The organism is Psychrobacillus faecigallinarum, from assembly GCF_014836595.1.
GTDB lineage: Bacteria > Bacillota > Bacilli > Bacillales_A > Planococcaceae > Psychrobacillus > Psychrobacillus faecigallinarum.
Window position 1 is genome coordinate 96,578 of sequence record NZ_JACSQO010000002.1, and the last position, 25,802, is coordinate 122,379.

Consider the following 25,802-nt stretch of genomic DNA (forward strand, 5'->3'; position numbering starts at 1 on the left):
TGATGGGAAGTCTATTTTCCTGTTCTGTTCTTTCTACAGAGCGATCGAGCATCAACTGGTTCTTGCGTTGAGTAGTTATATGGTTAATTTTGAACTTGTAAACTTTTATTAGACCAAATTTTGGGGTTTCGATTGGTATTATACTACTTAATGCAACATTGATTTGGAGAAAAATAAAAAAGTAATGTTAATCGATTTTTTAAGAGGGGGAGAGATAGAACTTCCCCATCCTCACACGTCGTTTTTAACGTTCTAAAGATGTGAGTATATAAAGAAGGCGGTGACTTTTGTCACCGCCTTCTTCTTTATTAGTTACGGAGTAGACTCTTCTGGTGTAGTTGGCTCTACAGGAGGAGTGATAATTACATCACTTCCGCCACCATTACCATCACCAGGGGCAGGCTGCTCAGGCTCTTCTCCCACTGGCTCCTCGGGAGGAAGAACTGGGATTACTGGATCTGGCGCATTCAAAGTAGTTATATTAGAAGCACCAGACTGTAGACCAGTGATATCTACTGTTACTACCACATATTGTCCAGGAGAAGTAATTTGATGACTATAGTTTTCCGCCTCGAGCTTAGTCGTTATAAGAACTCTGTTTCCATTCACCACTTGATATACACGATAACCAACTACATCATTAGAAGCTGATTTCGTCCAAGTCATTGTGTTTCCTGAAAGAGAGGTGACAACTGGAGCTGGTGGAGCACCGTCTGCCTCAAATACTTTTTCTGATACGACATTGCTAGCAAATGATGAGTCGTTCGGGAATAGCTTACTAGCGTCCCCACCAAAGCGACCAAGCATTCGTTTTATAAAGCTCTCGCTTACTCCATGTCCACCTGCAACAACAAATTCACTTGGAGTAGAGTCCAATGAACGGTACTTACTTCCGTTGATGACTACGTAAGACGATGATACTAAACTATCATCAGCCTGAGTAGGCAACATCACCTTTGCATTAAATAAGTCAGATTTCACAAGACCTGCTTGTTCACATGCAGTAGAAGGTGCTAGACCAGAAATACCACAGAATGACCTAGATACCACTCCATCAGGTGCTTTGAAAGCGTTTGGTGCATCCACAAGCTCGGGGTTGATATCGTACATTGCATTCATCATATTGGACCAAAGTGTATTAATACGAACGCTTGGGTGTCCATAACGGTTGTTCATATGGAATAGCGTAAGTTTTTGCTCGTCATAACCTAGCCAGACACCTAAGGAAACATTAGGGTTATAGCCTATTAGCCACGAATCACTGTGTCCTTGTGTTGTACCAGTTTTTGCTCCAAAATCTGATTGGAATTTTAGACGAGAATTTGCTAATTTAGCTGTACCTTGTGTCATAACATCTCTTAAAATATCAGTCATAATGTAAGCTGTCTGTGGACTAAAAACATCGACAGGCTCTACTTTGTGCTGGTAAATAAGATTCCCTTCAACATCTTCTATCTTTTCAATCATATATGCATCAATGAACTGACCATTATTAGCAAAAGTTCCATATGCATTTGTAGTTTCTTCTATAGAAGCTCCTTTTTTCATACCACCAATAGAAAGTGCAAGGTTAGCATATTCATCTTCTTCAATGCTTTTGAAGCCCATTTTCATCATGAAATCAGTTGGCTTTTTATCCTTTATTTGATCGTAAAGTCTAATGGTCGATAAGTTTTGGGAGGTAGTAACTGCTTGTCGAGCTGAAATAATTCCTAACTCCTGAGCAGTTGTATAGTTAGTTGGTGCCCATTTGTTTCCGTTATCATTAATATTAAATTTAACATCTGCAAGGGGGCTTCCGGCTCCGATAACACCGTATTCAAGAGCAGGTGCATATACTACCAATGGTTTAATAGTAGAACCCATTGAGCGCACAGCCTGAGTAGCATGATTATATTGCTCTACATTATAATCACGTCCACCTAGGAAGGAAAGAATCCGACCGGTTCCGTTTTCAATCAGCATACTGCCGACTTGGACAGGAAAATCTTTTGTAACTGTTTCTCCAGTAGTAGGGTCCTTCACACTAATATTAGTATAAGTATGACCATAGGATTCAAATTCGTCCCTTACTTGAAGCATTTTCTCATACATATCTTTGTTGATAGTAGTATGAATACGATAGCCACCAGTGCTTGCAGCACGTTGAGCCATAATATTGTACTTCTCGATTAGAGGATCACCGTTTTCCAAGGCCTCTAAATCGACTCCATCCTTTTCAGCTAGCTGAACGCTTAAAATATCTCGTACTCTCTTTTCAATCTCAAAGGTTAACCAAGGATATTTTTCTTCTGGAAGAGCTTCCTTACTTCTAAAATCTTTTGTAATATCATAGTTAACAGAAGCTTCATATTCAGCTTCAGTTATGTAACCTGTTTCTTTCATACGATATAAAACAACCTTCATACGGTCAATTCCATGCTGTAACGATTCTCCTTCTTTTAAAACACCACCATTACTAAAAGGCGTATATTTGAATGGGGCTTGGGGAATCCCAGCAATGTATGCAGCTTGAGGAAGTGTAAGGTCTTTCGCCTTCACATTAAAAATTCCCTGTGCGGCAGTTTCAATACCAGCGATATTACGACCGTTAGCGTTTCTTCCATAAGGGATGATATTTAGATAGGCTTCTAATATTTCATCCTTAGACATAAATTCCTCTAATCGCATGGCTAAGAGAATTTCTTTTGCTTTTCTTTCATAAGAAACTTCATTTGTTAAAATTTGATTTTTAATCAGCTGTTGAGTAAGTGTTGAACCACCTGTTTGCGTATCTGAGTTTGTCATGTCTTGTAATAGACCACGGATGATTGCTTTAGGAACTATTCCATTATGAACTTTAAAATATTCATCCTCTGTAGCTAGGACAGCATCAATGACATATGGGGAGACATTCGATAATTTTGTTTCAGTTCTTTCTAAATCTGTTCTAAGTTTCCCTAAGTAGACATCTCCAGCGAAGTATATTTCTGAGGTTTCTTCATAATTAAACACAGCAGCTCGCATTTTTTCTTTTTCTCGTAAAGGTTCATCCTTTATTAAAGAAGTAAAATAACCTGCACCAACAGAAGCGGCAAATATTCCAAGTGTTAGACCAACTACTAAAAATATTAAGCATAAGTTCCACACTACACTTGAAGATATACGCAATCTTCTTGCCCATTTGGTTGATTGCCAGGCATCTACTTTCTCTTTATATAAGTGGAATTTCTCCATCCATTTATTCATTAATTTCTCGACCTCCAAATCAACAATATTATATCATAGTCCTATATTATAGACGATAGTTATTGACATACGATTCAAATTAGGTAAAATAGGTATAACATTTAACGAAGAAAAGTCCGAAGTAGTGCTTATACATACTGTTTAGAGAGCTAACGGTTGGTGAAAGTTAGTCGGTGGTTAAGATGCGAATTACAGGCTTGGAGTTATACGTCGTCACAACGTTACATGTGAAAAAGCGGAAGGATTGTTCCTTCAAGCTGGGTGGTACCGCGCTAACTAATAAGCGTCCCTGCATGATTTTTATCATGCAGGGACTTTTTGTTTTTTGGCAATTAAATCAGTACTGCCTTTTCCAATAATAAGGAGGAGACAAAAATGACAAACTCATTAATTGAAGACCTGCAATGGAGAGGACTTTTGTATCAGCAAACTGATGCAGAAGGAATGGATGAGCTTCTATCCACTGAAAAAGTATCCTTATATTGTGGAGTTGACCCAACTGCAGACAGTATGCATATTGGTCACATTGTTCCGTTATTAACACTTCGCAGATTTCAAATGCATGGTCATCGTCCAATTCTTTTAGTCGGCGGAGCTACTGGAATGATTGGTGACCCGTCTGGTCGTTCAGAAGAAAGACAACTACAAACTACCGAACAAATTGATTTAAATGTTCAAGGGATTAAAAAGCAAATGGAACGTATTTTTGATTTCCAATCTGAAAATGGAGCACAGATGGTAAACAATCGCGAATGGATTGGGCCTATGTCTGTTATCGAATTTTTAAGAGATTATGGAAAGCTTATTAATATCAATTATATGCTAGGGAAGGATTCTATTGCTTCACGCTTAGACTCAGGACTTTCCTTTACAGAGTTTGCCTATACATTAATTCAAGGAATCGATTTTAATCACTTATTCAATCATTATGGCTGCCGAGTTCAAGTCGGTGGATCAGATCAATGGGGCAATATTACGACTGGTTTAGAAATAATTCGTAAAACACATGAGGAAGAAACAAAGGCATTTGGTATTACGATTCCTTTAGTGACTAAAGCAGATGGTACTAAATTTGGTAAATCAGCTTCAGGTTCAGTATGGTTAGATGCACAAAAAACATCTCCATATGAGTTCTACCAATTTTGGATAAATACAGCCGATTCAGATGTTATTAAATACTTGAAAATTTTTACTTTCCTTGAGAGAGAGGAAATCGAAGGATTAGAAGTAACTGTACAAAATGAGCCACATTTACGTAAAGCTCAAATGACTTTAGCAGAAGAAATGACTCGCTTGATACATGGTCAAGAGGCGTTGGATCAAGCGGTGAGAATTTCTCAAGCATTGTTTAGTGGAAACCTAAAGGCGCTTACAGCGGACGAAATGAAGGATGCTTTTAAGGATGTTCCATCGGTAGAAATGACAAAGGATGAAAAAAATATAGTTGATTTCATTGTAGAAGCAACTGTATCTCCCTCTAAAAGACAAGCACGTGAAGATGTAACTAATGGTGCTATTTCTATAAATGGTGAAAAAATTACAGAAGTTGGATATGTTGTAGGGCAAGTGGACAGATTAGAAGATGAATTTATGATTATTAGAAGAGGTAAGAAAAACTATAAAATGATTAAATTTGTATAATATTTAAGTTGCTTCTCATACTAATGGGAAGCAATTTTTTTTGTTAAAAAGTAGCCTTTTATACGATTTTTATTCAACTTTTTTAAAAACATGCCAAATATTTATGTTATATAGAAAAAGTTTCATGCTTTTCATTAAAAAGGTTAAATTTTGAACGTTTTAAAAAGTTTATATAAATAGTGGACAAAATAGGTGAAAATAAGTAACTATATAGTATAGAATAAGATTTAGGAACACTTCACCTAAAATAATTAAAATAAATTCTTATTATTTTTGAATATATTAGCTTTTAAAAAAGGGGGTTAGTAAACATGGAAGCGAAAAAATATATACTAAATCATTTCGATGATTTTTTTGTTATTCTTTTTGGGAAAAATGATAAAGCTGATAAGCTAGTTATTTTAAAAGAGAAGTTTACAATCGACGCAAAAGAAGGAGATCTTTTAGAGATTTCTATTAACGAAGATAAGACAGGATATGATTTTAAAATTATTCATGAGGAAGCCGATGATAAAAGACAAAGATTATTGGACTTAATCGAGAATATGGAAAAGAACTAAAAACCTTGAAGCTGATTTAGCTTCAAGGTTTTCTTTTTGAAAATAATCTTTGGGGAAATAGATGAAAATAGTAATTTAGTTTGTTAATGGGAAATTATTAATTATTAAAGGAAAATCTGGAAAGACATCGAATAGTAAATACATAATATATAAAGGTAGGAGGACACATATTGGGAACATCGTTATTAAATGGAGTAGAGGGAATTTTTATTCCTGTGAAGAATCCAGCTGTTTCAGCACAATGGTATGAAACCGTTCTAGGATTTAAGTTAAATTATATTGAAGAAGAAGCAGCTGTCATGAAAATATCGAATAATTCACCGACTGTCGTTTGTTTAGTTAAAGTAGAAAATTATACGCCTATGAAATTTCCTTCCAATAATTTTGGAGTGGGGAAATATGTTAACTTTATACCAAAAAATATTGAGAAACTTTACGATGAGCTAAAAAACAAAGGAATTGCAGTAAAACCCCTTGGAGGTGATGAGGAAAAGAAATACTTTACGTTTTTTGATCCGGATGGTAATCCACTTGGTGCTTGTCAGTAAAAGAGGAGGACAATTAAATGTATACAACTGTAAATGATGTAGAAGTTTACTATGAAATATACGGAGAAGGCACTCCTATTTTAATGCTTCATGGATTTTCACCAGATATGGAGCTGATGAAGGGTTGCATGGAGCCGTTTTTTCAAAAAACTAGAAGATCTTATAAAAGAATATACATAGATTTACCAGGGATGGGAAAATCAAAACAATTTGCTCATCTAAATAATACAGATGATTTAATGGAAGTAGTTATTGGTTTTATAGAGAAGGAAATGCAAAATGAGCCATTTTTAATTGCAGGGGAGTCATACGGTGGCTATTTAGCTCGTGGAGTTATTGCCAAAAATAGGTTTCCTATTCTAGGTGCTTTCTTTATTTGTCCTGTTATTAATACAAACCATGATCAAAGGACACTTCCTGTTAAAAATATAGCAGAAAGAGACGAATGTTTCTTTAAAAAATTGTCTAGTAATATACAAAAAGAGTTCGAGAATAACTGTGTAGTATTAAACGAACTAACATTTAATCGATGGACTGAAGAGGTTGTTGCAGGAATGAAGCGAGGGGATGTAGCGTTTTTACAGAAAATCGCCGGTAACTATGCCTTTAGTAATTGGTTTGAAGAGCCACAATTTAATAATCCTGCTGTGTTTTTACTTGGAAGGCAGGATGACGTGGTAGGTTATCAGGATGCACTAGACTTAAAAGAAAATTTTCCTAGCGCATCCTTTGCAATTTTAAGTGGGGCTGGTCATAATTTACAAATTGAAAGGCCTGTTCTATTTAATGCTTATTTAACCGATTGGTTGAATCGTTGTGAACAAAATAAATGATCTTTTGTTACATAAGTACGCTACAGAAAGATGTGACTGACTTATATGCATGAATTATTAAAAGGTTTTATAGATGACCCATGGTGGTTAATGCCAAAAAGTATGTCGGAAAATTTAAATAAGGAGTTAACAAAAGAACTTTCGCCAAGCCACCAACTCTATGGAAAATTTGCTGTAGCAGTAGCTCGAAGAACCGATAATGATGATGTGATATTTTGGATAGATGAGCTAAATAAGTATGCGGTAATTCATTTAACGTATTCAAAAGAAACTTCAAGTGAATTCCCAATTACTACACTATACACGTTGAGTGAGCTGGAAAAACACTGTAGAAATATATCGTCCATTTATTAAAGAAAGGGCAACTTTATATTGTGAGCTATTATATATTGCTCTTTTTTATAACTTAACTAAAGAGGTTACAGCAAATTAAGGAGTTTAAGTTTAAGAATGAATAATGAATTTAATATACAAAAGCAGTTTTATAGGATCTATAAAGGATATATTACTGTATCTGAATTTGAAGAATGGCTTTATAAAACAAAAGAAATAGAAAGTATTTATGGCTCTAATTTTTACTTTGATTTACTTGATTTGAATTATAGAAAGAAATACATAAAAAATGAATTAATGAATCTTATCGAGACGAAAATTCCGTTTTATGCATTTGAACAGGAACGAATCATGTCACTCTTGGAAAGCATAATAAAAGAAAAGAATGACTTAGTAGATATTTTAGAACAATTATATGAGGATTATTGTAGTGGATACACATTTCTACGATATTTAGGTCTTACCTATATTACTGGAATTGATGCCATTCCCAAGGTAGAACATAAAGATGAATGGGATAAAAATGAATTTGACCGTAAAAGAGAACTACTTAATAGTATTAAGCCCAAGGTTATTAATGAAGCTATGCGTTTATTATCTTTTTTTCAAAAAGGTTTGATAAAGATAACGGAGGAAAATGATTATAGCGATTATCGAAGGGAGGAAGATCGAATAGAGCTTAATAATATTGAAGGGATGTTTAAAGAATAAATTTAGGACACTAGGACACTAACACAAGAATAGCTACTAAAGTGGTAAAGCTTTGTAAAAAAAACTAGACAACCAAGATTGTCTAGTTTTTTACATTTATATTCTTTTATTTATTAAAAATCTCTTCGACTTCATCTAACATAATATTAGCTGCTAAAACTCCACCTGCTGTATTCCAAATAGCATCACTTACTTCATGAACATTTCCGCTTTTAACAGCATTTAAATTTTTCCAAAGGGGATCGTTCGTCCATTCCTTTGCGGTATCTAGGGCAGCTTTATCACCTTGTGGTGCATATGTGAAGTAGAATAATACGTCCCCATCCATTTTAGGAATAACTTCTTTGCCTACTTCTATAGCTAAATTCCCAAGCTTGTTATCAGCAGTAAAAAGTTCGGTTTGCTGGGAAGCACGTTTAAATCCTAAATCTTCAAAAATTACGCCGGAGAAAGAATCAGTATAATAAATTCTAGATTGGCCAGCCATGAAGCGTACAATAGAAATTTCTTGATCAGTTTTATCCCCAAGACTCTGTTTTACTTCATCTAGATGTGCGTCAAATTGACTTAATACTTCATTTCCTTTTTCTTCAAGGTTTAACGCTTTAGCATATAATTTAAAGTTTTCTTTCCAATCGCCTCGTAATGTATCAGAAAATACAGTTGGGGCAATTGCACTTAGTTGATCGTATACAGCTTCTTGACGAACTTTGGTACCTATAATTAAATCAGGTTTTAATGCTGCTATCTTTTCTAAATTTACCTCTTGCTCTACTCCTACAACTTCTACGTCTTTCATCTCGTCACTGATGTGGTCGTACCAAGGATCTCCAAGCCAAGATTGAACAGCGCCAACTGGTTTCACTCCTAAAGAGAGCAGGGCTTCTGTGCCTTCGTTAGTAAGAATTACAATCTTTTCAGGTGTTTTTTTGAGTGTAGTACTACCCATTGCATGTTCTACTGTGTAGCTAGTGTCGTCTTGTTTTTCACCTGTTGTAGTATCTTCTTTTTGTCCACAAGCTGCTAATAGCAATAAAGAAAATATAGAAATAATAGCGAAAAAAGGTTTTATTTTATTCAATTAGCTTACCTCCTAAAGTTAAATATTAATGATAATCATTTTCAATACAAACCTTATAATAGTTCTCTTGTAAACTTATGTCAATATGAAAATGAAAATGATTCTCAAACTCATTGACACTCTATATAACATGCAATAGACTAGAGGTAAATAGTGTAAATTTACGGATAATAGAAAGGTTACTTTTATGTTATTAAAAACGAACGGACAAAGACTAGTGGGACTAATTATTGTCATTTCTATACTAGTCTTCTTAATGTGTGCAAGTGTTATTTATGGATATACACAGACATCTTGGAAAATGGTGCTAGATGCTTTTCAAAATAATAATGGTTCAAACGAACATATTGTAATTGAAACAGTTAGACTCCCAAGAGCTCTAATCGCTGCAGCTGTTGGAAGTAGCTTAGCTATTTCTGGCGTTTTAATGCAAACTCTAACGAAAAATCCGCTTGCATCGCCTGGGATTTTTGGCATTAACGCTGGAGCAGGGTTTGCAGTAGTTTTAGCAGTAACTCTTTTCTCAGTAACTAATCTTCAAGCATTCGCTTGGATTTCTTTTTCAGGAGCTGCTGTGGCAGCAATTGCAGTATATACAATCGGTTCTGCAGGAAGAGAAGGACTTACACCAATGAAGTTAACTTTAGCTGGAGCAGCTATGTCAGCTATGTTTGCTTCTTTTACCCAAGGATTTCTTGTCATTAATGAGGCTGCTTTTGAGCAGGTGTTATTTTGGTTAGCTGGATCAGTTGAAGGTAGAAAGATGGAAATTTTATTAAATGTTTTTCCATATTTACTGTTAGGTTGGATAGGATCTTTTATTATAGCTTCTAAAATGAATGTTTTATCTATGGGAGAAGATGTTGCCAAAGGTCTAGGAGTAAACACTGGATTTTTAAAAATAATAGTTGCTATTATCGTTATACTCTTAGCTGGAGGATCTGTAGCTATCGCTGGACCAATTGGCTTTATTGGAATTGTTATTCCCCATCTAACTAGATATATCGTTGGTATCGATCATCGTTGGCTTATACCTTTTTCAGGTCTTCTAGGAGGAATTTTGTTGTTGGTTGCAGATATATTCGCCAGATATATCATCATGCCTCAAGAAGTTCCAGTAGGAGTTATGACTGCTATCATAGGGACTCCATTCTTCATTTACATTGCAAGAAAGGGGTTTAATGCACGATGAATCAATATAAAAATTTTAGAGTGTTTAAAGGAAAAGTATCCTTTCTATTAGATAAAAAAGCTATATTCATATTAATGAGTCTCCTAGTAATTACAGGAATTGTTTTTATCGTAAGCACAGGTTTAGGTGATATGAAATTAAGCCCCTTAACCGTTCTGAGTGTTTTTTTTGGTGGTGGAAGCGATTTGGAACAACTTGTAGTTCAATCCTTTCGTTTGCCTAGAATTATTGTCGCATTAATGGTGGGGATTGCTTTAGCGGTAGCTGGTGGCATCCTTCAAGGGATGATTCGAAATCCTTTGGCATCGCCTGATATTTTAGGGATAACAGGCGGTGCATCTGTGGCCGTTGTTAGTTTTTTAACTTTATTCAGTGATACAAATAATTCTCTGACAGTAAGTATTAAATGGTTACCTCTCGCAGCGTTTGTTGGCGCAGTGGTCATTGCACTACTTGTATATTTTCTTGCGTGGAAAAATGGCGTATCACCTATAAGAATAGTACTTATCGGTATAGGGATATCTGCGCTCATGCAAGCATTAACTACATTGATGATGATTATGGGACCGATTTATAGAGCAAGTCAGGCGAATATATGGATAACTGGCACAGTTTATGGTTCTAGTTGGAATAATGTTGCTATATTAGTTCCATGGACGATTATTTTTATAGCTATTGCTTTTTTTATGGTTAAAAATATAAATATTTTAGAGCTTGGAGATGACATAGCTACTGGAATAGGAGGACGCATTCAACGCCACCGTTTCGTTCTATTATTAATAAGTACTGCTCTTGTAGGAGGGGCTGTAGCTTTTGCAGGTGGTATTGGGTTCGTCGGTTTGATGGCTCCACATATGGCAAGAAGGCTAGTAGGCTCTTCATTTGGAGCACTTTTACCTGTATCTGCATTAATCGGTGGAATCCTAGTCATGCTGGCTGATCTAATTGGAAGAACGATGTTTTCTCCCTTGGAAATTCCTGCAGGTGTATTTACGGCAGGAATAGGAGCACCTTATTTTATTTACTTATTGTTTAAAACTAGGAATGCTTAAATGTGAAGGAGTGTATTGAAATGAAACAAGTGATTGAGACACAAAATTTAACCCTTTCTTATGGGGAAAGTATTATTATAGATGATTTAAATCTTCAAATACCAAAAGGGGAAATTACTGTTTTCATTGGTGGAAACGGGTGTGGGAAATCAACACTTCTTCGTTCAATTGCTCGTTTGTTAAAGCCAAAAAATGGCGCAGTATTGCTTGAAGGTAGTGCAATATCTAGAATGTCCACTAAGGATGTTGCTAAACAAATGTCTATTCTTCCACAATCGCCAATTGCGCCTGAGGGATTAACGGTTCTACAGTTAGTGAAGCAAGGAAGATATCCTTACCAAACATGGCTAAAACAATGGACAGAGGAAGATGAAGAAAAAGTAAAAAATGCTTTAAAAGCAACTGGTATTGAAGACCTCAAAGATCGACCGGTGGATTCTTTATCCGGGGGGCAACGTCAAAGAGCATGGATTGCCATGACTTTAGCTCAAGATACAGATATTATCCTACTGGATGAGCCAACTACTTATCTTGATATGACACATCAAATTGAAATTCTTGATTTACTTTATGAACTAAATGAAAATGAGAAACGAACGATTGTAATGGTACTACATGATATCAATTTGGCATGCAGATATGCGGATAATATAGTAGCGATTAAGGACCGGGAAATATATGCTCAGGGTAAACCAGAGCATATTATAAGCTGTCCTTTAGTAAAAAATGTGTTTGGTATGGATTGTCAGATTACAAAAGATCCGCTGTTTGGTACGCCATTATGTATTCCATTTGGTAAGGGAAGATGCATTCTACAGGAAGTAGAAGTCTAATTGGATCTGAATCTCGATATAGATAAACTTCAGAACAATGTTTTCTTATCTTTTTATATGAAACATTTGACTCCCTAGAACTAAAGATAGCAACTAACTTTGACTTCCTTACTTCTTCTTTCATCAACAAGATGTGCAAGCCTCCCGTGGAAACTTACATGCATAGCTGGGAGATTGTTTAGCAGTGACAAAGATAGGGTTACTGTTTATATAACTATTTATCGGTGAATTCGTTAGAAATTGGTGAAGTTTGACCATTCGATATTGGAGCATTAGACATATCTTCAGCTACAGGGAGTCTTTCATTTTTAGTTTTAGGTAGACTAGATTTCTCGTCTACAGTATTGTTTTTTAACAAAGCAATTTTAAATTTGGATGGAGTTTCATACTTAAGAACAGTAGACTTTTTGATGTACAAACTGCCACCGCCCTCATAATAACCACCATCATGTCCACTGAAGGAATAGACTCTAAACTCTTCTCCCCCTATAGGCCAATGACTGTGTCTTAGTATGCCTTCATGATCCTTCTGATAAAGCTGTGTAGTACATAACACAGTCACTTTATCAATTTGTCCTTTTCGTAATTTAGTTTTTCCCCACATCACTTTTGTTGATGCTTTTGCTAATGTCGCAGTTGTTATTAACAAAGCTGAAAATATTAAAGCAGCTATTATTAGATTTTTCATAAGTATTCACTTACTTCTAAGATAAATCAATAATTATATCGGTATAATATGTTAATTTTGTTACTAAAAATAAATAGTGTTACCAACATTTCATGTAAAACCTCTTCATGACATGTGTCATCTTATACTCCTGACTGTTGTGAATGTTAGTGACTGTCGTTTTTCTTTATATTTTATCTAGGGGCATGAGCTCATACTTAAAATGAAAGAGGGATTTCTGATGACAAGTGAAAGACTGCGCTTAATCGATATTCTCCGAGGCTTTGCAGTGCTTGGAACGCTGGGAACTAATATTTGGATTTTTGCTTATTTGGGAGACCTATCTTATATAACGACTGCTAACTTTACCGAATGGTGGGTATTAGAGGACTTTTTACGAATGGTAGTGCTCTTTATTGTTAATGGGAAACTTCTCGGATTACTTACGATTATGTTTGGAGTAGGATTAGAGATGAAATATCAGCAGGCAATCAGGAAGGGTAATGCCTGGCCTGGTGTATATATATGGACTTTATTGTTTTTACTCTTAGAAGGGTTTATTCATTTTACTCTAGTAATGGAATATGACATTTTGATGAGCTATGCCGTAACTGGATTAATCGTTGCTCTTGTTCTAAAAAGAGGAGATACCTTTATAAAAAAAATAATGATTGGAGTTGGTAGTTTTCATGCGATAATTGTTCTATTGATCTTAGTGGGAGCACTAGTAGGGGTCGTAAACATGTCCTTAGGTTCATATGAAGGAGCTGCACTCTATGAAAGTGGTACATGGCTAAAACAGGTTGAAAATCGTTTATTTAATTTTGTTTATTATAGATTAGAAGCTATTTTGATAGTACCGATGAACATATGCTTGTTTTTGTTAGGAGTATTCCTTATGCGTTCAGGAGTATTTTCAAAAACAGAGAAGGGCAAAAGTCAGCGTAAAAAACTGTTTCAAATAGGGATGTATATAGGTGTTCCGTTAAATCTTCTTATTTTTATACCAGGAGGAGCATTTGATTTACCTGTTCGTTATTTATTCGCACCAATTATGTCTCTTGGCTATATAGGATTATTTGGTATATTAATAGAATATAGAAAGTTTGAGTGGCTTTGGTCTCGATTTGAAGAGGTTGGGAAAATGTCACTAAGCTGCTATGTATCACAGAATCTCTTAGCTTCTATTGTATTTTATGGCTGGGGTCTAGGATTAGGTGGGAAATTAGGAAGTTTATCTATCATTACAATTTGGCTCAGTATTACTCTATTTCAATTTCTATTTGCCTATTTTTGTATAAGGAAGCTACACACTGGACCGTTAGAGTGGATGAGAAGAAAAGCGGTAGCGATAGTCTCTAAATAACTTAAATAATTGAGGTGATCAATATAAAATTTTATCCAAAGGATCAAGCTGCCAAATACTTGATCATAGATGTGGCCTCAATAGTTTTTCTTTTTACCGTAGTAATGCTATCTGATTCAGACTTGCATAACGGGGTGAAGCTAATCCTTCTCCTATCGATTATTTGTTCCTATTATATTGCATTGTGGAATAAGGATTGGCGCCTTCTATGTGCTGTGCTAGCAGGTTACTTCCTCCTTATAATATTAAGCCTTTACGAAGGCTCAGTAATTATTACTTTTGGTTTTTTGTTTGCAGATTTGTTAGGGAGAGCTAAGTCTAAACTTCACATAGGGCTTGGAATAGTAGGAGTTGCCTCCCTGTTTCTTCTTATTCTCTGGAAGGAGCAGCTCAGTGGTATAGATTTCGCTGTATTAGTGGCATTCATGATTATTCAGCTTGCCTTGCCAATACTTCGATATTTTCTTTTAAAAACAACGAATCTACAAACAAAATTAAATGAAGTAAATAAACAACTCGTTCAACAAGAAGAAAGGCAACGAATTGCAAGAGATCTTCATGATACAATCGGCCATACTTTGACGATGATCAAGCTGAAGACTGAGCTTGCTTCGAAATTAGTAGAGCCGGAACAAACCAAGGTAAAGGGAGAGCTAAACGACATCTTAGCAACCACAAGGACTGCTATGAAGCAAGTGAGAGAATTAGTGACGGATATGAAATTTGTATCTCTAGAAAGTGAGCTAGAACATACACAGGAATTGCTAAAATCCGCTGGTATTATCGTTCACTATAATAATAATTTCCAGCAGTTGTTATCGAGTGTAGAAGAAACTATGATATCTCTTTGTTTAAGAGAAGCGACAACTAATATTCTTAGACATAGTCAAGCGAAACGTTGTGAGATACATACAAGCATAAATGATAGGTTATTCTGCGTACACATAAAGGACGATGGAATAGGAATAGAGATGAAGAAATTTGGCAATGGTCTAGTATCGATGAAGGAACGTATGAATTCTTTACAGGGGGACGTGTTTATAGACGGTGCTCCCTCGGGAGGCACTTTGGTAACGATCACATTACCTATTCATTTGTAAGGGGGATACATAGTGATAAGAGTGGTAATTGCAGAGGATCAAAAAATGCTCCTAGGAGCATTTTCTTCATTAATAGCATTTGAAACTGATATAGAGGTCGTTGGAGAAGCTCAAGATGGTCAGAAAGCCTGGGAATTGATCGTGGAGAAAATACCTGATGTATGTATTTTGGATATTGAAATGCCACATATGACAGGTCTGGAGCTTGCACGAAAAATTAAAGAGGAACAAATTCCGAGCAAAGTAATGATTGTGACAACTTTTTCACGAGTTGGATATTTGCAAAAAGCTATTGATAGTGATGTTACAGGATATCTATTGAAGGATGAGCCAATCGATTATTTAATAGATTCAATACGGAAGGTGGCAGCTGGTGAGAAAGTTGTGAGCAGAGACTTAGCTGCTACACTATTCATGAAAGTAGAGAATCCGCTTAATGATCGAGAAATAGATGTATTACGCCTTGTAAGAGAAGGTCTAACTACATCAGAAATCACGAGGAGATTATTTTTAACAAAGGGCACCGTCCGTAATTATTTGTCCTCCTCTATCCAAAAGCTACAGGTGGAAAGCAGGCAGCAGGCTGTTAACAAAGCAAATGAAAACGGGTGGCTTGAATGAAAGACCCCTTTCTTTTTATTGTTTATAGTATATACAAATGTGGTAGAGGAATAATGGCATAAAACATAGTTTTGTAAATATGACAATTTAAAAGGGGATGGGAAAGTGAATTATGAAGTGTTGAAGGATGCAGAGGAATTTTACTTCGAGGGAAATCACGTTGGAGTTTTAGTTATTCATGGCTTTACAGGTACAACTCAAAGTATGCGTTTTTTAGGAGAAAGGTTTGCGGAAGCTGGTTTTACTGTTGTTGGACCAAGGCTCACTGGCCATGGTACGGCTCCTGAGGATATGGAACAAGCAAGCTACGAAGATTGGATAAAAGATGTGGAAAGAGGATTGAACAAGCTGAAAGAAACTTGTACTGATATCTTTGTTTGTGGATTATCTATGGGTGGTACTCTTACTTTATACCTGGCAGAAAATCACAAGGAAATCAAAGGGATTATGCCTGTTAATGCTGCAATTTATATGCCGGAAATGATAGAAAATTATGAAGTCCTTTCAAAAGAGGAAACTAGGTTTGTTGATGGAATTGGGTCGGATATTAAGCTAGAGGGAATACAAGAACTAGCGTATTCGAAGACACCAGTGAAGTCAATGTCTGATATCATTTTGCTGTCTAGATTAGTAAGAGATAATCTTTCTAAAATTACGGCACCAGCTTTGATATTTAAATCTACAGAAGATCATGTCGTGCCACCTGATAACTCACATCAAATATTCGAGGCAATCTCCTCTGTCGGAAAAGAAATAGTGGAATTAGAAAATAGCTATCATGTTGCTACGCTTGATACTGATAAAGAGTTGATAGCAGAAAGAAGCATACAGTTTATAAATGCTCGAATATAAAGATGAACGTCTCGGAACCACTGGTTTCGAGGCTTTTTTTGAAATACAATCGTCCCATTAATCTCCGTCATTAAACTTTGCAGTTGGAGGAAGGTGACGCCAAGTAAAAGTCATAAGATAATATAAAAAGGAGAATGGTCGCAACGTGAAAAACGACCATCTCTCTATAGTTTTCAGATAATGTATTGTTCCAAATCGTATCAAAAAGTAGAAAATTAGTACCTATAGGCAATGTTGCGTATTCACTTTAATAGGTTGTTGTCATTCATTTACCAAAAGGAATTGCTCTAAATCTTTTTCAAGGATAAATACCTCGATTCTTTCACCAGTCTTAGTGCTTATATCCGAATGAGAGGAAAGAACCTTGCAGCCAGTATACTCTTCTACAATTTTTTCATATTCCTTACTATACTGTTCGCGAAGTAATGTACGCATTTGTTTGACAAGACGTCTTCCAGTAGTATGATTGACGAGGTGTTTTTCCTCTACTGTTAGAACTCCTTTAAAACGGGTGATTAACATATCATTAATAATATATGTTTTAGCCTCTTGAGGTCCCTTTCCAATCAAATCAAGCTGTAGCTTAATGAATGCTGAACTGATATCAGCCTCTAGTTTCTTTTTTGACATAATGCCTCCAAATGGAATTGTAAGATTTAATATCTAACTAAAAGAGAATAAGTATCTCAGTTATTAAACTTGAAAAAATCTCTGCTAATTCCACAAAATTTATTAATTTTAATATAGCTTAAGAGATAGCTTCAGCTCTTTAGTCGGGCTATTTGAAATAGTAAAAGTGAAAGTATTAACAGTTTAGCCTTTTCGTAGTTAGAAGTAAGTGTTTCTTTCAGTCTTCTAAGAACTTTCTATTCACCTTCTTTCTCCAACAACGCTTACGGGGTTAGCTGTCGGATTCGGATGGTCAGAGTCACCCTACCCTTTGAAAGGATTCACCCCAGTTTTAGATAATAACAGGTGGTTCCCCCGATTCAATAATGAATTCAGCGATTTAGGTTGAAATTGAAACTATCATACTACTTGGGAAAATTTCTGTAAAGAGGATAAATAAGTAAAGAAAATTTTTTAATCCTTTTTATCGAACTGATATTTTCTGAAAGCCATACACTAAATCAATTTACTGTTGAGATAGCAATGATATGAGTTGTTAAACTATATTAAACTTTTTTTATTTTTAAAAAGAATAATATAAATAGTACTTAAGGATTATTTACTTCGGAAAAATAACGTCGTAAAATCCAAACATAACCAATTTGAATATCGGTCTAATCCTGAGCAATCAGGAACGGAGGAACCAATTTTTTGGGGTTAATTCTACAAGTTGTAGAAAGGATGAGATACTCTTTCGCCATCCTACCCGTCAGCTAACTTCGTCGGCTAAAGCGAAGGAGGTCAATGAGACCACCTTATTAATTCACGGGGCTTTTTTGTAGGATTTTAAAGCAGAAAAGCAGCTTGATAAATAGTAGGTCTTTTTATAATGCCTATAATAACTGAAAAGGTTTCATGGAAGACAGAACGCAGAGAGGGCTTTTTGCTTGCTAGGCGCTAAGTAGACCAGTGATACTTTTTCTCCATTAAAAATGTATACTGCTGCAAACTTTTCTAAGTCAGAATATGTGATTGTACTTCACTATTTTGTCTGAAGAATATTTGCACAGTAGCATGTCGGGGAAAAAGTAGTCATTGGTCTTTTTTTGTCTTTATTTTTCGGCAATGGCATTAATCTGAAGGAAATTTCTTGATTCCGTTAAGGGGGAAATTTAAAGATGTGATTTTTAAGAAGGTTAGTTAAAGGATGAGCTACAAGCAATTATAGAAAGGAAGAATTATATGGATGTCGTATCTATTTTTCTAATAATATTCTCATTTTCTCTTTTTTTTGGATTTACAGCATTTTGCAACAAAGTAATTGAAGAGAAAGGAAGGGAAAAGCGATGATTATTTTACTTGTTTTTTCTATTGCAACTTCAATTTATTTGCTGGATGCATTGATTCGTCCTGAGAGATATTAAATTTTCAAGTATATGGAGGAAATGAAATGGATTTATTTCAAATCGCATTAGTCTTGGCTATTGCGTTATTAATCGCAATACCGATGGGTAAATATATTGCTTTAAGCCTTTCACTTGAAAGAACAAGGCTGGATCGAGTGTTCAATCCTATAGAAAACTTTATATATAAATTATCTGGTATTAGTCAATCACATATGAATTGGAAGCAATACGCAACAGCTTTACTTATTAGTAACTTTGTAATGTTTGGACTCTGTTACTTAATTGTTAGGCTACAGGGGATTCTGCCCTTTAACCCAAGTGAAATAGGGGGGATGGAAGCATTATTATCATTCAATACGATTTCTAGTTTTCTGACAAATACTAATCTGCAGCATTATAGTGGTGAGAGTGGGCTATCATATTTTTCTCAAATGACAGTGATTACTTTCTTAATGATGACGACACCGGCAACAGGTCTTGCCCTATGTATCGCGTTCATCAGAGGAATTTCAGGTCATAAGAGCTTAGGTAACTTTTACGTGGATTTAGTTCGTTCGCTTACCAGAATTTTCATACCAAGTTCAATAGTAGTAGGTCTCTTATTGGTAGGCCAAGGAGTACCACAAACCTTGGATCCAACTGCAATTGCAACAACTCTTGAAGGGGAACAACAGCAAATATCTCGAGGACCAGTTGCATCCTTAGAATCTATTAAACATTTGGGAACTAATGGTGGCGGATTCTTTGGTGTTAACGCTGCTCACCCATTTGAAAATCCGACACCATTTTCAAATGTTATACACATGCTTTCGATGTTATTAATACCTATGGCGATTCCTTTTACCTTTGGATATATGACAAAAAAACGGAAGCTTAGCTGGATGCTTACGGGTGCTATGAGTATTATTTTCTTAGCAATGCTAGTAACAATTTATGTTCAGGAGTCTAATGGAAACCAAGCTTTAGCTAATATAGGTCTGTCGCAAGATGCAGGAAGTATGGAAGGTAAAGAAGTCAGATTTGGAATTGCCCAAAGTGTTTTATTTACAACTGTAACAACGGCTGCCACTACAGGGTCTGTAAATAATATGCATGATACATTAACGCCTCTCGGTGGCTTTGTGCCACTAGTGTTAATGATGTTAAACAATATCTTCGGGGGAGATGGAGTGGGCTTTGTAAACATTATTATGTATGCAATTTTAGCTGTCTTTATTGCTGGTTTAATGGTAGGCAGGACTCCAGAATTTTTGGGAAGAAAGATTGATGCAAAAGAAATGAAACTAATTGCAATTACCATTCTTATTCATCCTTTGATCATTCTAGTCCCATCTGCGATTGCGCTAACAACTGAAATGGGCAATTCAGCGATCTCGAATGCTAGTTTTCATGGAATATCTCAAGTGATATATGAATTTACTTCATCTGCAGCAAACAACGGATCGGGTTTTGAAGGTTTAGGAGATAACACAGACTTTTGGAATATCTCAACAGGTTTGGTAATGTTATTCGGTCGCTACTTTTCTATGATTGCTATGCTTGCTGTTGCTTCGTCTCTAATGGTTAAAAAGCCTGTGCCTGAAACAATAGGAACTATGAGGACTGACAATAGCACGTTTTTAGTTTTCCTAATAGCAACTGTATTGGTTGTTGGAGCATTAACATTCTTCCCAGTACTAGCATTAGGACCAATTGCCGAAGCTCTAACCATGTGAAATTGAAATGAAAAAAGAGATTAAAGGAGTATCATTATGAATTCAGAACGGAACACGGCGCTCACAAACGAGATGATTAAACTGGCTTTTGTCGAATCACTTAGAAAGTTGAATCCAAAAACAATGAGGAAAAACCCTGTCATGTTTGTTGTAGAGATAGGATTTTTAGTGACAATAATAATGACGTTCTTTCCATCTTTCTTTGGAGCAGAATCAGATTTTTATTATAACGGATTTGTAAGTATTATATTGCTTATTACAATTTTATTTGCAAACTTTGCGGAAAGTATAGCGGAGGGGAGAGGTAAGGCACAAGCCGAAAGTCTAAAGAAAACCCAAAAAGATTTACAAGCAAGAGTTTTGTTAGAAGACGGAAGCTATAGTTATGTCTGCTCTAAGGATTTAAAAAAAGGAGACATAATTTTTGTAGAAGCTGGGGAGTTGATTCCAAGTGATGGGGAAGTTATAAAGGGTTTAGCATCTGTCGATGAGTCAGCTATTACAGGTGAATCAGCTACCATTATTAAAGAGTCTGGAGGAGATTTTAGTTCTGTTACTGGAGGAACTAAGGTTATTAGTGATCAACTTACAATACGCATAACCTCTAATCCAGGTGAATCATTTCTAGACCGAATGATTAGTTTAGTAGAAGGTGCTAAGCGACAAAAAACTCCTAATGAAATTGCTCTTAATATAATTTTGGTGAGCTTAACATTAATATTTTTAATCGTTTGTGTTACCTTAGTGCCTATCTCAGGCTATGTAGGGGTTACTATTCCAATCGCTACTTTGGTAGCGTTGCTTGTTTGTTTAATTCCTACTACGATAGGTGGACTCTTGTCTGCAATAGGGATTGCAGGAATGGATCGTGTAACTAAATTCAATGTGATAGCTAAATCAGGAAAAGCGGTGGAAGCTGCTGGGGACATTAATACAATTATTTTGGATAAAACCGGAACAATTACTTATGGGAATAGAATGGCTTCCGAATTTATAACCGTTGAAGATGTTAAATCAGTTGAACTAACAAAAGCGGCATTACTTAGCTCTTTATATGATGAGACACCTGAAGGACGTTCGATTGTTGAACTAACAAAAGAATTGGAGCTTATCGAGATAGAGCAAAATATGAAAGAATCTTTCGGGGTTGAATTTAATGCACAAGCTCGAATGAGCGGAACAGACTTTCAAAATGGACTTAAAGTACGTAAAGGTGCTGTAGATGCAGTAAAAGAATATGTAATCATGCAAGGTGGCGTTATTCCATCTGATTTAGATGATAAAACAAAATTGATAGCATCCAAAGGTGGAACACCACTTGCTGTAGTAGTAGACAATAAAATAATGGGTTTAATATACCTAAAGGATACTGTTAAGGTTGGATTGAAGGAGCGCTTTGATCAACTACGAAAAATGGGGATTAAAACAATTATGTGTACAGGAGATAACCCATTGACTGCTGCAACCATAGCTAAAGAGGCTGGAGTTGATGAATTTATCGCAGAGGCAAAGCCTGAAGATAAAATTGCTGTTATAAAACGGGAACAAGCAGAAGGGAAGCTTGTAGCAATGACTGGAGACGGAACAAATGACGCGCCGGCACTTGCACAAGCGGATGTAGGAATGGCTATGAATAGCGGTACTATAGCTGCTAAAGATGCTGCTAATATGGTGGACTTAGATTCAGATCCTACCAAAATAATTGAAATTGTAGGTATTGGTAAGCAATTATTAATGACTAGGGGGGCACTGACGACATTCAGTATAGCTAATGATATCGCGAAATACTTCGCAATTATCCCTGCTATGTTTATGTTAACTATCCCTCAAATGAGTACTCTTAACATTATGAATTTAGCTACACCACAAAGTGCCATTCTGTCAGCATTAATTTTTAATGCAGTAATCATTCCGCTACTCATACCACTAGCAATGAGAGGTGTAAAATATTTGCCGATGAAATCTACAAAACTCTTAAGTCGTAACTTATTGATATATGGAATGGGAGGAGTCATTATTCCATTTATTGGAGTTAAGCTAATCGATATATTGTTAGTTTCTATTAATCTTGTTTAAGTAATATAAAAGAAAGGTGATATAAATGTTAAAAAATTTACGTATTAGTATTATTCTACTCTTAATATGTGGATTGGCATATCCTTTAGTAATGACTGGAATTTCACAATTATTAATGCCCGAGAAGGCTGCAGGAAGTATCATTACTAATGCAGAGGGTAATATTATTGGATCTGAACTGATAGGCCAAAAATTTACTGAACCACATTATTTTAATGGGCGAGTATCATCTATAGAATATAATGCTTCCGGATCGGGCTCTATGAATTATGCACCAACAAATAAAGATATGGTTGAACGAACGAAAACCGATTTAAAACTGTTTTTAAAGAACAATCCCGAAGTAAGACAAGAAGATATTCCCAATGATCTATTAACTAACTCTGGCTCGGGACTTGACCCACATATAACCAAGCTTGCTGCACAAATTCAAGTACCTAGAATTGCACAAGAGCGTGGATTAAGTGAAGCTAAACTAATGAATTTAATAGAAGATAATACAGAAAGTCGTCAATTTAATTTTATTGGTGAGCAGAGAATAAATGTCTTGAAATTGAATATTGCACTAGATCAATTGTAAGCATAAGGATAGAATTATGACTTCTTTTCTAAGATGAAGGAGGCAACCTTTAGGAAGCGAAATTTTAATTGGCTTACTTGAAACCCATTGGCGTAAAGAAACAATAGAGCAGTGGAGGAACTAGTAGAGGGCCCTGTAGAAAGGTTCCTTCAGAGTGGCATTTCGATGTGTTAGTTGTAGCAGAACAAAAGCATGCCAAGATAACATAGATACTATCAAAGCTTGGAACTAGTAATGACCTCATTTTAGGTATAAAAATCCATTTATTGGACAATAATTTATCTAAACTGGAGGGGAACTATAAATGCTTTTAGATGAAAAAGAAATCTACTGCTACAGTTGCCGTAGAAAAACCTTATTTACTTGTAGGGATCTGAATAATAATAAAGGTGTAGATAGCCATTGCAGCGAGTGTATAAATTTTTGGTTTGAATGGCAAAACAAAGCGGTAGAGCGAGAAATGAAAAAATGGTTAGATTATAATGAAGGAGTTTTACTTAAGGAATTTAGCAAAGAGTCAAATTTTTATAGCTAACAAATAGCAATATAAAATGTAGGTAATAAATAAACTGATAGTCGTACTTTGCTAGACTATTGACTACCTAACAATAAAGCATATCCAAGATTTTTCTTAGATATGCTTTTTTTATGCTTGTTAACCCTTTTTTATTCAATGATTTAATAGTAGCAAAAGATTCATAAAATCAAGATTAAAGTGCGTAATTAACCAAGTCAAAGTAGTTATTCCTTTCTCATCTATTTTTTTGCATAAAAAACTCGCCCCTAAATAGGGACGAGTTTGTACTAATGTTATTCTCATTATTTGATTAAGCCATCTTTCATCGTAATGATATGATCAGCATATGCAAGCATTTCCTCGTCATGAGTCACCATCAAGGTTGTAATATTAAGTGTTTTAGTTAAATTGCGAATTAGCTCCATAACATCTTTTGAGCGTTTTGAATCCAAGCTGGCAGTTGGTTCGTCTGCAAAAAGTATTTTGGGTTTATGAATGATGGCACGGGCAATCGCTACCCTTTGTCTCTCCCCACCAGACAAAGATGCTGGGTAGGCATTTTTTCGGTGTTCCATATCAATCAGTTTTAAAATATGGGCAATTTCTTTTTTTTGTTGCTCTTTTTTTAATTTTGATTCCGACACCTCGAGCATTAGAATCAACTGTTCTTCTACTGTAAGGAAAGGTACAAGATGCGCAGACTGAAAGACAAAGCCAAACTCACTAGCCCGGACTTTTCGTATTTGTTCTTGGTCCATGTCTGTCATGTTGTTTCCATTGAACATAATTTGGCCGTCCGATGCCGGTTGGAGCCCTGCTGCAATTGTCAGTAGAGTACTTTTACCAGAACCTGAGGCCCCTACTAGCGCAGTAATCTCGCCTTGTTGAAGAGAAAGGTCGATTCCCTTTAATATTTCTTCTACTACTTCGCCATTTGTAAATTTTTTTCTCACATCATTTATTGTGAAAATTGCCATATTAAACCTCTCCTTGTTGAATCGCTTGCAGCGGTTCGACTTTTTTTATTTGGATACCTGAAAGTGTTGCACCAACAAATCCAATAATGAGGAAAACGATAGACAATTGGACCGTAGTGGCAGCAGTTAAACTAAAAGGCATTCCTTCAGGTGCGATGTAGTTAAAACTCTGGCTAAGTGCAATTGACAGTCCGAGGGCAATGACTGTGATGAAGAGCATCTGAGCCCACATCATTTTAAACAGTGTACTCGTCTTTACACCGATTGCTTTTAAGATCCCATACAATCCGATTTTTTGTACATTTATCATATAGAAGAAGATGGCGAACAACAGCCCGCTGATGACGACTAAAAACCAGACAATCATGTTAAGTGACAATTGTTCCGCACTGTAACTGGGAATAGTATTGAGGAATTCGGTGTTTGAAAAAGATTGTAGCCCTTCGATTGCTAGTAAACTCTCTTCACCAGGTATAAAAATCAATTGCATTTCATTTACCCGATACATCTCTTTGTAGTTTTCCATATTGATAAATGCGACAGGAGCGTGACTGTACTTTTGTTGATCTACAAATCCTTTAACAATGAATTCGCCACTGAATTGGTTGTTGGTCAGTGTATCACCGACTTTTAATCCCTCTTCCTCCAGAGAGCGATCCAGGACAATTTCGCCTTCTTTGACGTTTTCAAACAACTTCGATTCAGTTGATGTGACAAATGCTACACTGCGTTGCTTGTCTTTTTCATCATTCAAAAACCCCATTTGAATGGATAATGCAGCAGCCTCTTCTTTTTCACTTAAAACAGTATCTTGGACACTGGTATCTATCAGCGAAAGATTATAGGTTTCTTCCGCGTCTGTATTCATATAAAATTGTCCATCCGGCAACTCTTTAATCAGAGCTGCGTTGTCTTGGGACAAACCATTAGCGAGACCAGAAATAATGAAGGTCAACAAACTGACCAGAAACACAATCGAACCCAAAATCATAAATCTTATTTTATTTTTTTTAATTTCTTTCCATGCAATGTTCATTTGAATGCCTCCGATTTTGTTTATAGTCTCAGTTTATATCCGTTAGATGAATGGAAGATGAACAAGAGATTACAGTTCGAGATGGAAGTCCCAAAATAACGTTTCACATTTTGAACCCAAAGAAATAAGTAGAAGCCAATCACCCTGTTCCGCGGTGAATGGCTTCTACTTATTTCTCATCTTTTTAGCATATCGAGAACGTTGTCAGCAACATCAAAAGCACAGATTAAACGGAACACTGCAAAGCAAAAAACTCCATTACATTTGT

General features: G+C 35.8%; 24 protein-coding genes, 2 riboswitches and 1 other annotated feature. Of the genes, 18 read left to right on the top strand and 6 right to left on the bottom strand.

Annotation, left to right across the window (positions count from 1 at the left end):
• Window positions 1-312 precede the first annotated feature (312 nt).
• Window positions 313-3,228, bottom strand: a complete 2,916-nt coding sequence (locus H9650_RS05185) for a transglycosylase domain-containing protein (RefSeq protein ID WP_191696753.1) — start codon at window positions 3,226-3,228, stop codon at window positions 313-315.
• A 98-nt stretch (window positions 3,229-3,326) separates the two neighbouring features.
• Window positions 3,327-3,522, top strand: a binding site (T-box leader).
• Between the two features lie 81 nt (window positions 3,523-3,603).
• Here H9650_RS05185 and tyrS point away from each other — a divergent pair.
• The 6 genes from tyrS to H9650_RS05215 all read left to right on the top strand — a co-directional run bounded on the left by tyrS (window position 3,604) and on the right by H9650_RS05215 (window position 7,854).
• Entirely contained in the window at window positions 3,604-4,869 is a 1,266-nt protein-coding gene (tyrS, locus tag H9650_RS05190; RefSeq protein ID WP_144535302.1) for a tyrosine--tRNA ligase, read from the top strand.
• A 311-nt stretch (window positions 4,870-5,180) separates the two neighbouring features.
• Window positions 5,181-5,429: a DUF3006 family protein gene (locus H9650_RS05195; protein WP_144535304.1), complete on the top strand. Its 249-nt coding sequence runs from the start codon at window positions 5,181-5,183 to the stop codon at window positions 5,427-5,429.
• Window positions 5,430-5,599: 170 nt separating this feature from the next.
• Entirely contained in the window at window positions 5,600-5,977 is a 378-nt protein-coding gene (locus tag H9650_RS05200) for a VOC family protein (protein ID WP_151113496.1), read from the top strand.
• A 17-nt stretch (window positions 5,978-5,994) separates the two neighbouring features.
• Window positions 5,995-6,810, top strand: coding sequence for an alpha/beta fold hydrolase (locus H9650_RS05205; RefSeq protein ID WP_151113498.1), 816 nt, complete (start codon window positions 5,995-5,997; stop codon window positions 6,808-6,810).
• 45 nt (window positions 6,811-6,855) lie between these two features.
• Complete coding sequence (locus H9650_RS05210) at window positions 6,856-7,164, top strand: hypothetical protein (protein ID WP_225215930.1); 309 nt, start codon at window positions 6,856-6,858, stop codon at window positions 7,162-7,164.
• A gap of 96 nt (window positions 7,165-7,260) precedes the next feature.
• Complete coding sequence (locus H9650_RS05215) at window positions 7,261-7,854, top strand: hypothetical protein (protein WP_191696754.1); 594 nt, start codon at window positions 7,261-7,263, stop codon at window positions 7,852-7,854.
• A 106-nt stretch (window positions 7,855-7,960) separates the two neighbouring features.
• On the opposite strand, the gene H9650_RS05220 is transcribed toward H9650_RS05215, so the two are convergent.
• Window positions 7,961-8,935, bottom strand: coding sequence for an ABC transporter substrate-binding protein (locus H9650_RS05220; protein WP_191696755.1), 975 nt, complete (start codon window positions 8,933-8,935; stop codon window positions 7,961-7,963).
• Window positions 8,936-9,122: 187 nt separating this feature from the next.
• Between H9650_RS05220 and H9650_RS05225 the strand changes: the two genes are divergently transcribed.
• Genes H9650_RS05225 through H9650_RS05235 form a run of 3 tightly spaced genes read left to right on the top strand, consistent with a single transcriptional unit; the run spans window position 9,123 to window position 12,012 of the window.
• Entirely contained in the window at window positions 9,123-10,127 is a 1,005-nt protein-coding gene (locus tag H9650_RS05225; RefSeq protein WP_154310336.1) for a FecCD family ABC transporter permease, read from the top strand.
• Complete coding sequence (locus H9650_RS05230; RefSeq protein WP_191696756.1) at window positions 10,124-11,179, top strand: FecCD family ABC transporter permease; 1,056 nt, start codon at window positions 10,124-10,126, stop codon at window positions 11,177-11,179. The genes H9650_RS05225 and H9650_RS05230 overlap by 4 nt, the downstream gene beginning before the upstream one ends.
• A gap of 20 nt (window positions 11,180-11,199) precedes the next feature.
• Window positions 11,200-12,012, top strand: coding sequence for an ABC transporter ATP-binding protein (locus H9650_RS05235; protein WP_191696757.1), 813 nt, complete (start codon window positions 11,200-11,202; stop codon window positions 12,010-12,012).
• A 214-nt stretch (window positions 12,013-12,226) separates the two neighbouring features.
• Here the strand turns inward: H9650_RS05235 and H9650_RS05240 are convergent, their stop codons facing one another.
• The gene (locus H9650_RS05240; protein ID WP_191696758.1) at window positions 12,227-12,700 is read right to left on the bottom strand and encodes a hypothetical protein; all 474 of its coding nucleotides are present in this window, start codon (window positions 12,698-12,700) and stop codon (window positions 12,227-12,229) included.
• A 220-nt stretch (window positions 12,701-12,920) separates the two neighbouring features.
• Here H9650_RS05240 and H9650_RS05245 point away from each other — a divergent pair, with 220 nt between their 5' ends.
• From H9650_RS05245 to H9650_RS05260, 4 genes are all read left to right on the top strand, one after another.
• Window positions 12,921-14,045, top strand: a complete 1,125-nt coding sequence (locus tag H9650_RS05245; protein ID WP_191696759.1) for a DUF418 domain-containing protein — start codon at window positions 12,921-12,923, stop codon at window positions 14,043-14,045.
• A 59-nt stretch (window positions 14,046-14,104) separates the two neighbouring features.
• Window positions 14,105-15,145: a sensor histidine kinase gene (locus tag H9650_RS05250; protein ID WP_225215931.1), complete on the top strand. Its 1,041-nt coding sequence runs from the start codon at window positions 14,105-14,107 to the stop codon at window positions 15,143-15,145.
• Between the two features lie 12 nt (window positions 15,146-15,157).
• Window positions 15,158-15,766, top strand: coding sequence for a response regulator transcription factor (locus tag H9650_RS05255; RefSeq protein WP_154310343.1), 609 nt, complete (start codon window positions 15,158-15,160; stop codon window positions 15,764-15,766).
• A 105-nt stretch (window positions 15,767-15,871) separates the two neighbouring features.
• Window positions 15,872-16,618, top strand: coding sequence for an alpha/beta hydrolase (locus H9650_RS05260; protein WP_154310345.1), 747 nt, complete (start codon window positions 15,872-15,874; stop codon window positions 16,616-16,618).
• 261 nt (window positions 16,619-16,879) lie between these two features.
• On the opposite strand, the gene H9650_RS05265 is transcribed toward H9650_RS05260, so the two are convergent.
• On the bottom strand, window positions 16,880-17,248 hold the full coding sequence (locus H9650_RS05265; RefSeq protein WP_144535326.1) for a DUF2294 domain-containing protein: 369 nt from the start codon (window positions 17,246-17,248) through the stop codon (window positions 16,880-16,882).
• Window positions 17,249-17,493: 245 nt separating this feature from the next.
• A riboswitch (cyclic di-AMP (ydaO/yuaA leader) is annotated at window positions 17,494-17,635 on the bottom strand.
• A 253-nt stretch (window positions 17,636-17,888) separates the two neighbouring features.
• Window positions 17,889-18,030: riboswitch (cyclic di-AMP (ydaO/yuaA leader) on the top strand.
• Between the two features lie 543 nt (window positions 18,031-18,573).
• Between H9650_RS05265 and H9650_RS20870 the strand changes: the two genes are divergently transcribed.
• The 5 genes from H9650_RS20870 to H9650_RS05290 all read left to right on the top strand — a co-directional run bounded on the left by H9650_RS20870 (window position 18,574) and on the right by H9650_RS05290 (window position 23,539).
• Window positions 18,574-18,651, top strand: a complete 78-nt coding sequence (locus H9650_RS20870; protein WP_144537104.1) for a potassium-transporting ATPase subunit F — start codon at window positions 18,574-18,576, stop codon at window positions 18,649-18,651.
• A gap of 26 nt (window positions 18,652-18,677) precedes the next feature.
• Window positions 18,678-20,348, top strand: a complete 1,671-nt coding sequence (gene kdpA / locus H9650_RS05275; RefSeq protein WP_191696760.1) for a potassium-transporting ATPase subunit KdpA — start codon at window positions 18,678-18,680, stop codon at window positions 20,346-20,348.
• Between the two features lie 36 nt (window positions 20,349-20,384).
• On the top strand, window positions 20,385-22,424 hold the full coding sequence (gene kdpB, locus H9650_RS05280) for a potassium-transporting ATPase subunit KdpB (protein WP_144535330.1): 2,040 nt from the start codon (window positions 20,385-20,387) through the stop codon (window positions 22,422-22,424).
• 25 nt (window positions 22,425-22,449) lie between these two features.
• Window positions 22,450-23,004 carry a potassium-transporting ATPase subunit KdpC gene (gene kdpC / locus H9650_RS05285; RefSeq protein ID WP_154310350.1) on the top strand — a complete coding sequence of 185 codons (555 nt, stop codon included), beginning with the start codon at window positions 22,450-22,452 and terminating at the stop codon, window positions 23,002-23,004.
• Between the two features lie 304 nt (window positions 23,005-23,308).
• Window positions 23,309-23,539, top strand: a complete 231-nt coding sequence (locus tag H9650_RS05290; protein WP_144535334.1) for a hypothetical protein — start codon at window positions 23,309-23,311, stop codon at window positions 23,537-23,539.
• Between the two features lie 284 nt (window positions 23,540-23,823).
• Here the strand turns inward: H9650_RS05290 and H9650_RS05295 are convergent, their stop codons facing one another.
• A complete protein-coding gene (locus H9650_RS05295; protein ID WP_151113524.1) occupies window positions 23,824-24,498 on the bottom strand; it encodes an ABC transporter ATP-binding protein in 675 nt (224 codons plus the stop codon).
• Window position 24,499: 1 nt separating this feature from the next.
• Window positions 24,500-25,534, bottom strand: a complete 1,035-nt coding sequence (locus tag H9650_RS05300) for an ABC transporter permease (RefSeq protein ID WP_191696761.1) — start codon at window positions 25,532-25,534, stop codon at window positions 24,500-24,502.
• Between the last annotated feature and the right edge of the window lie 268 nt (window positions 25,535-25,802).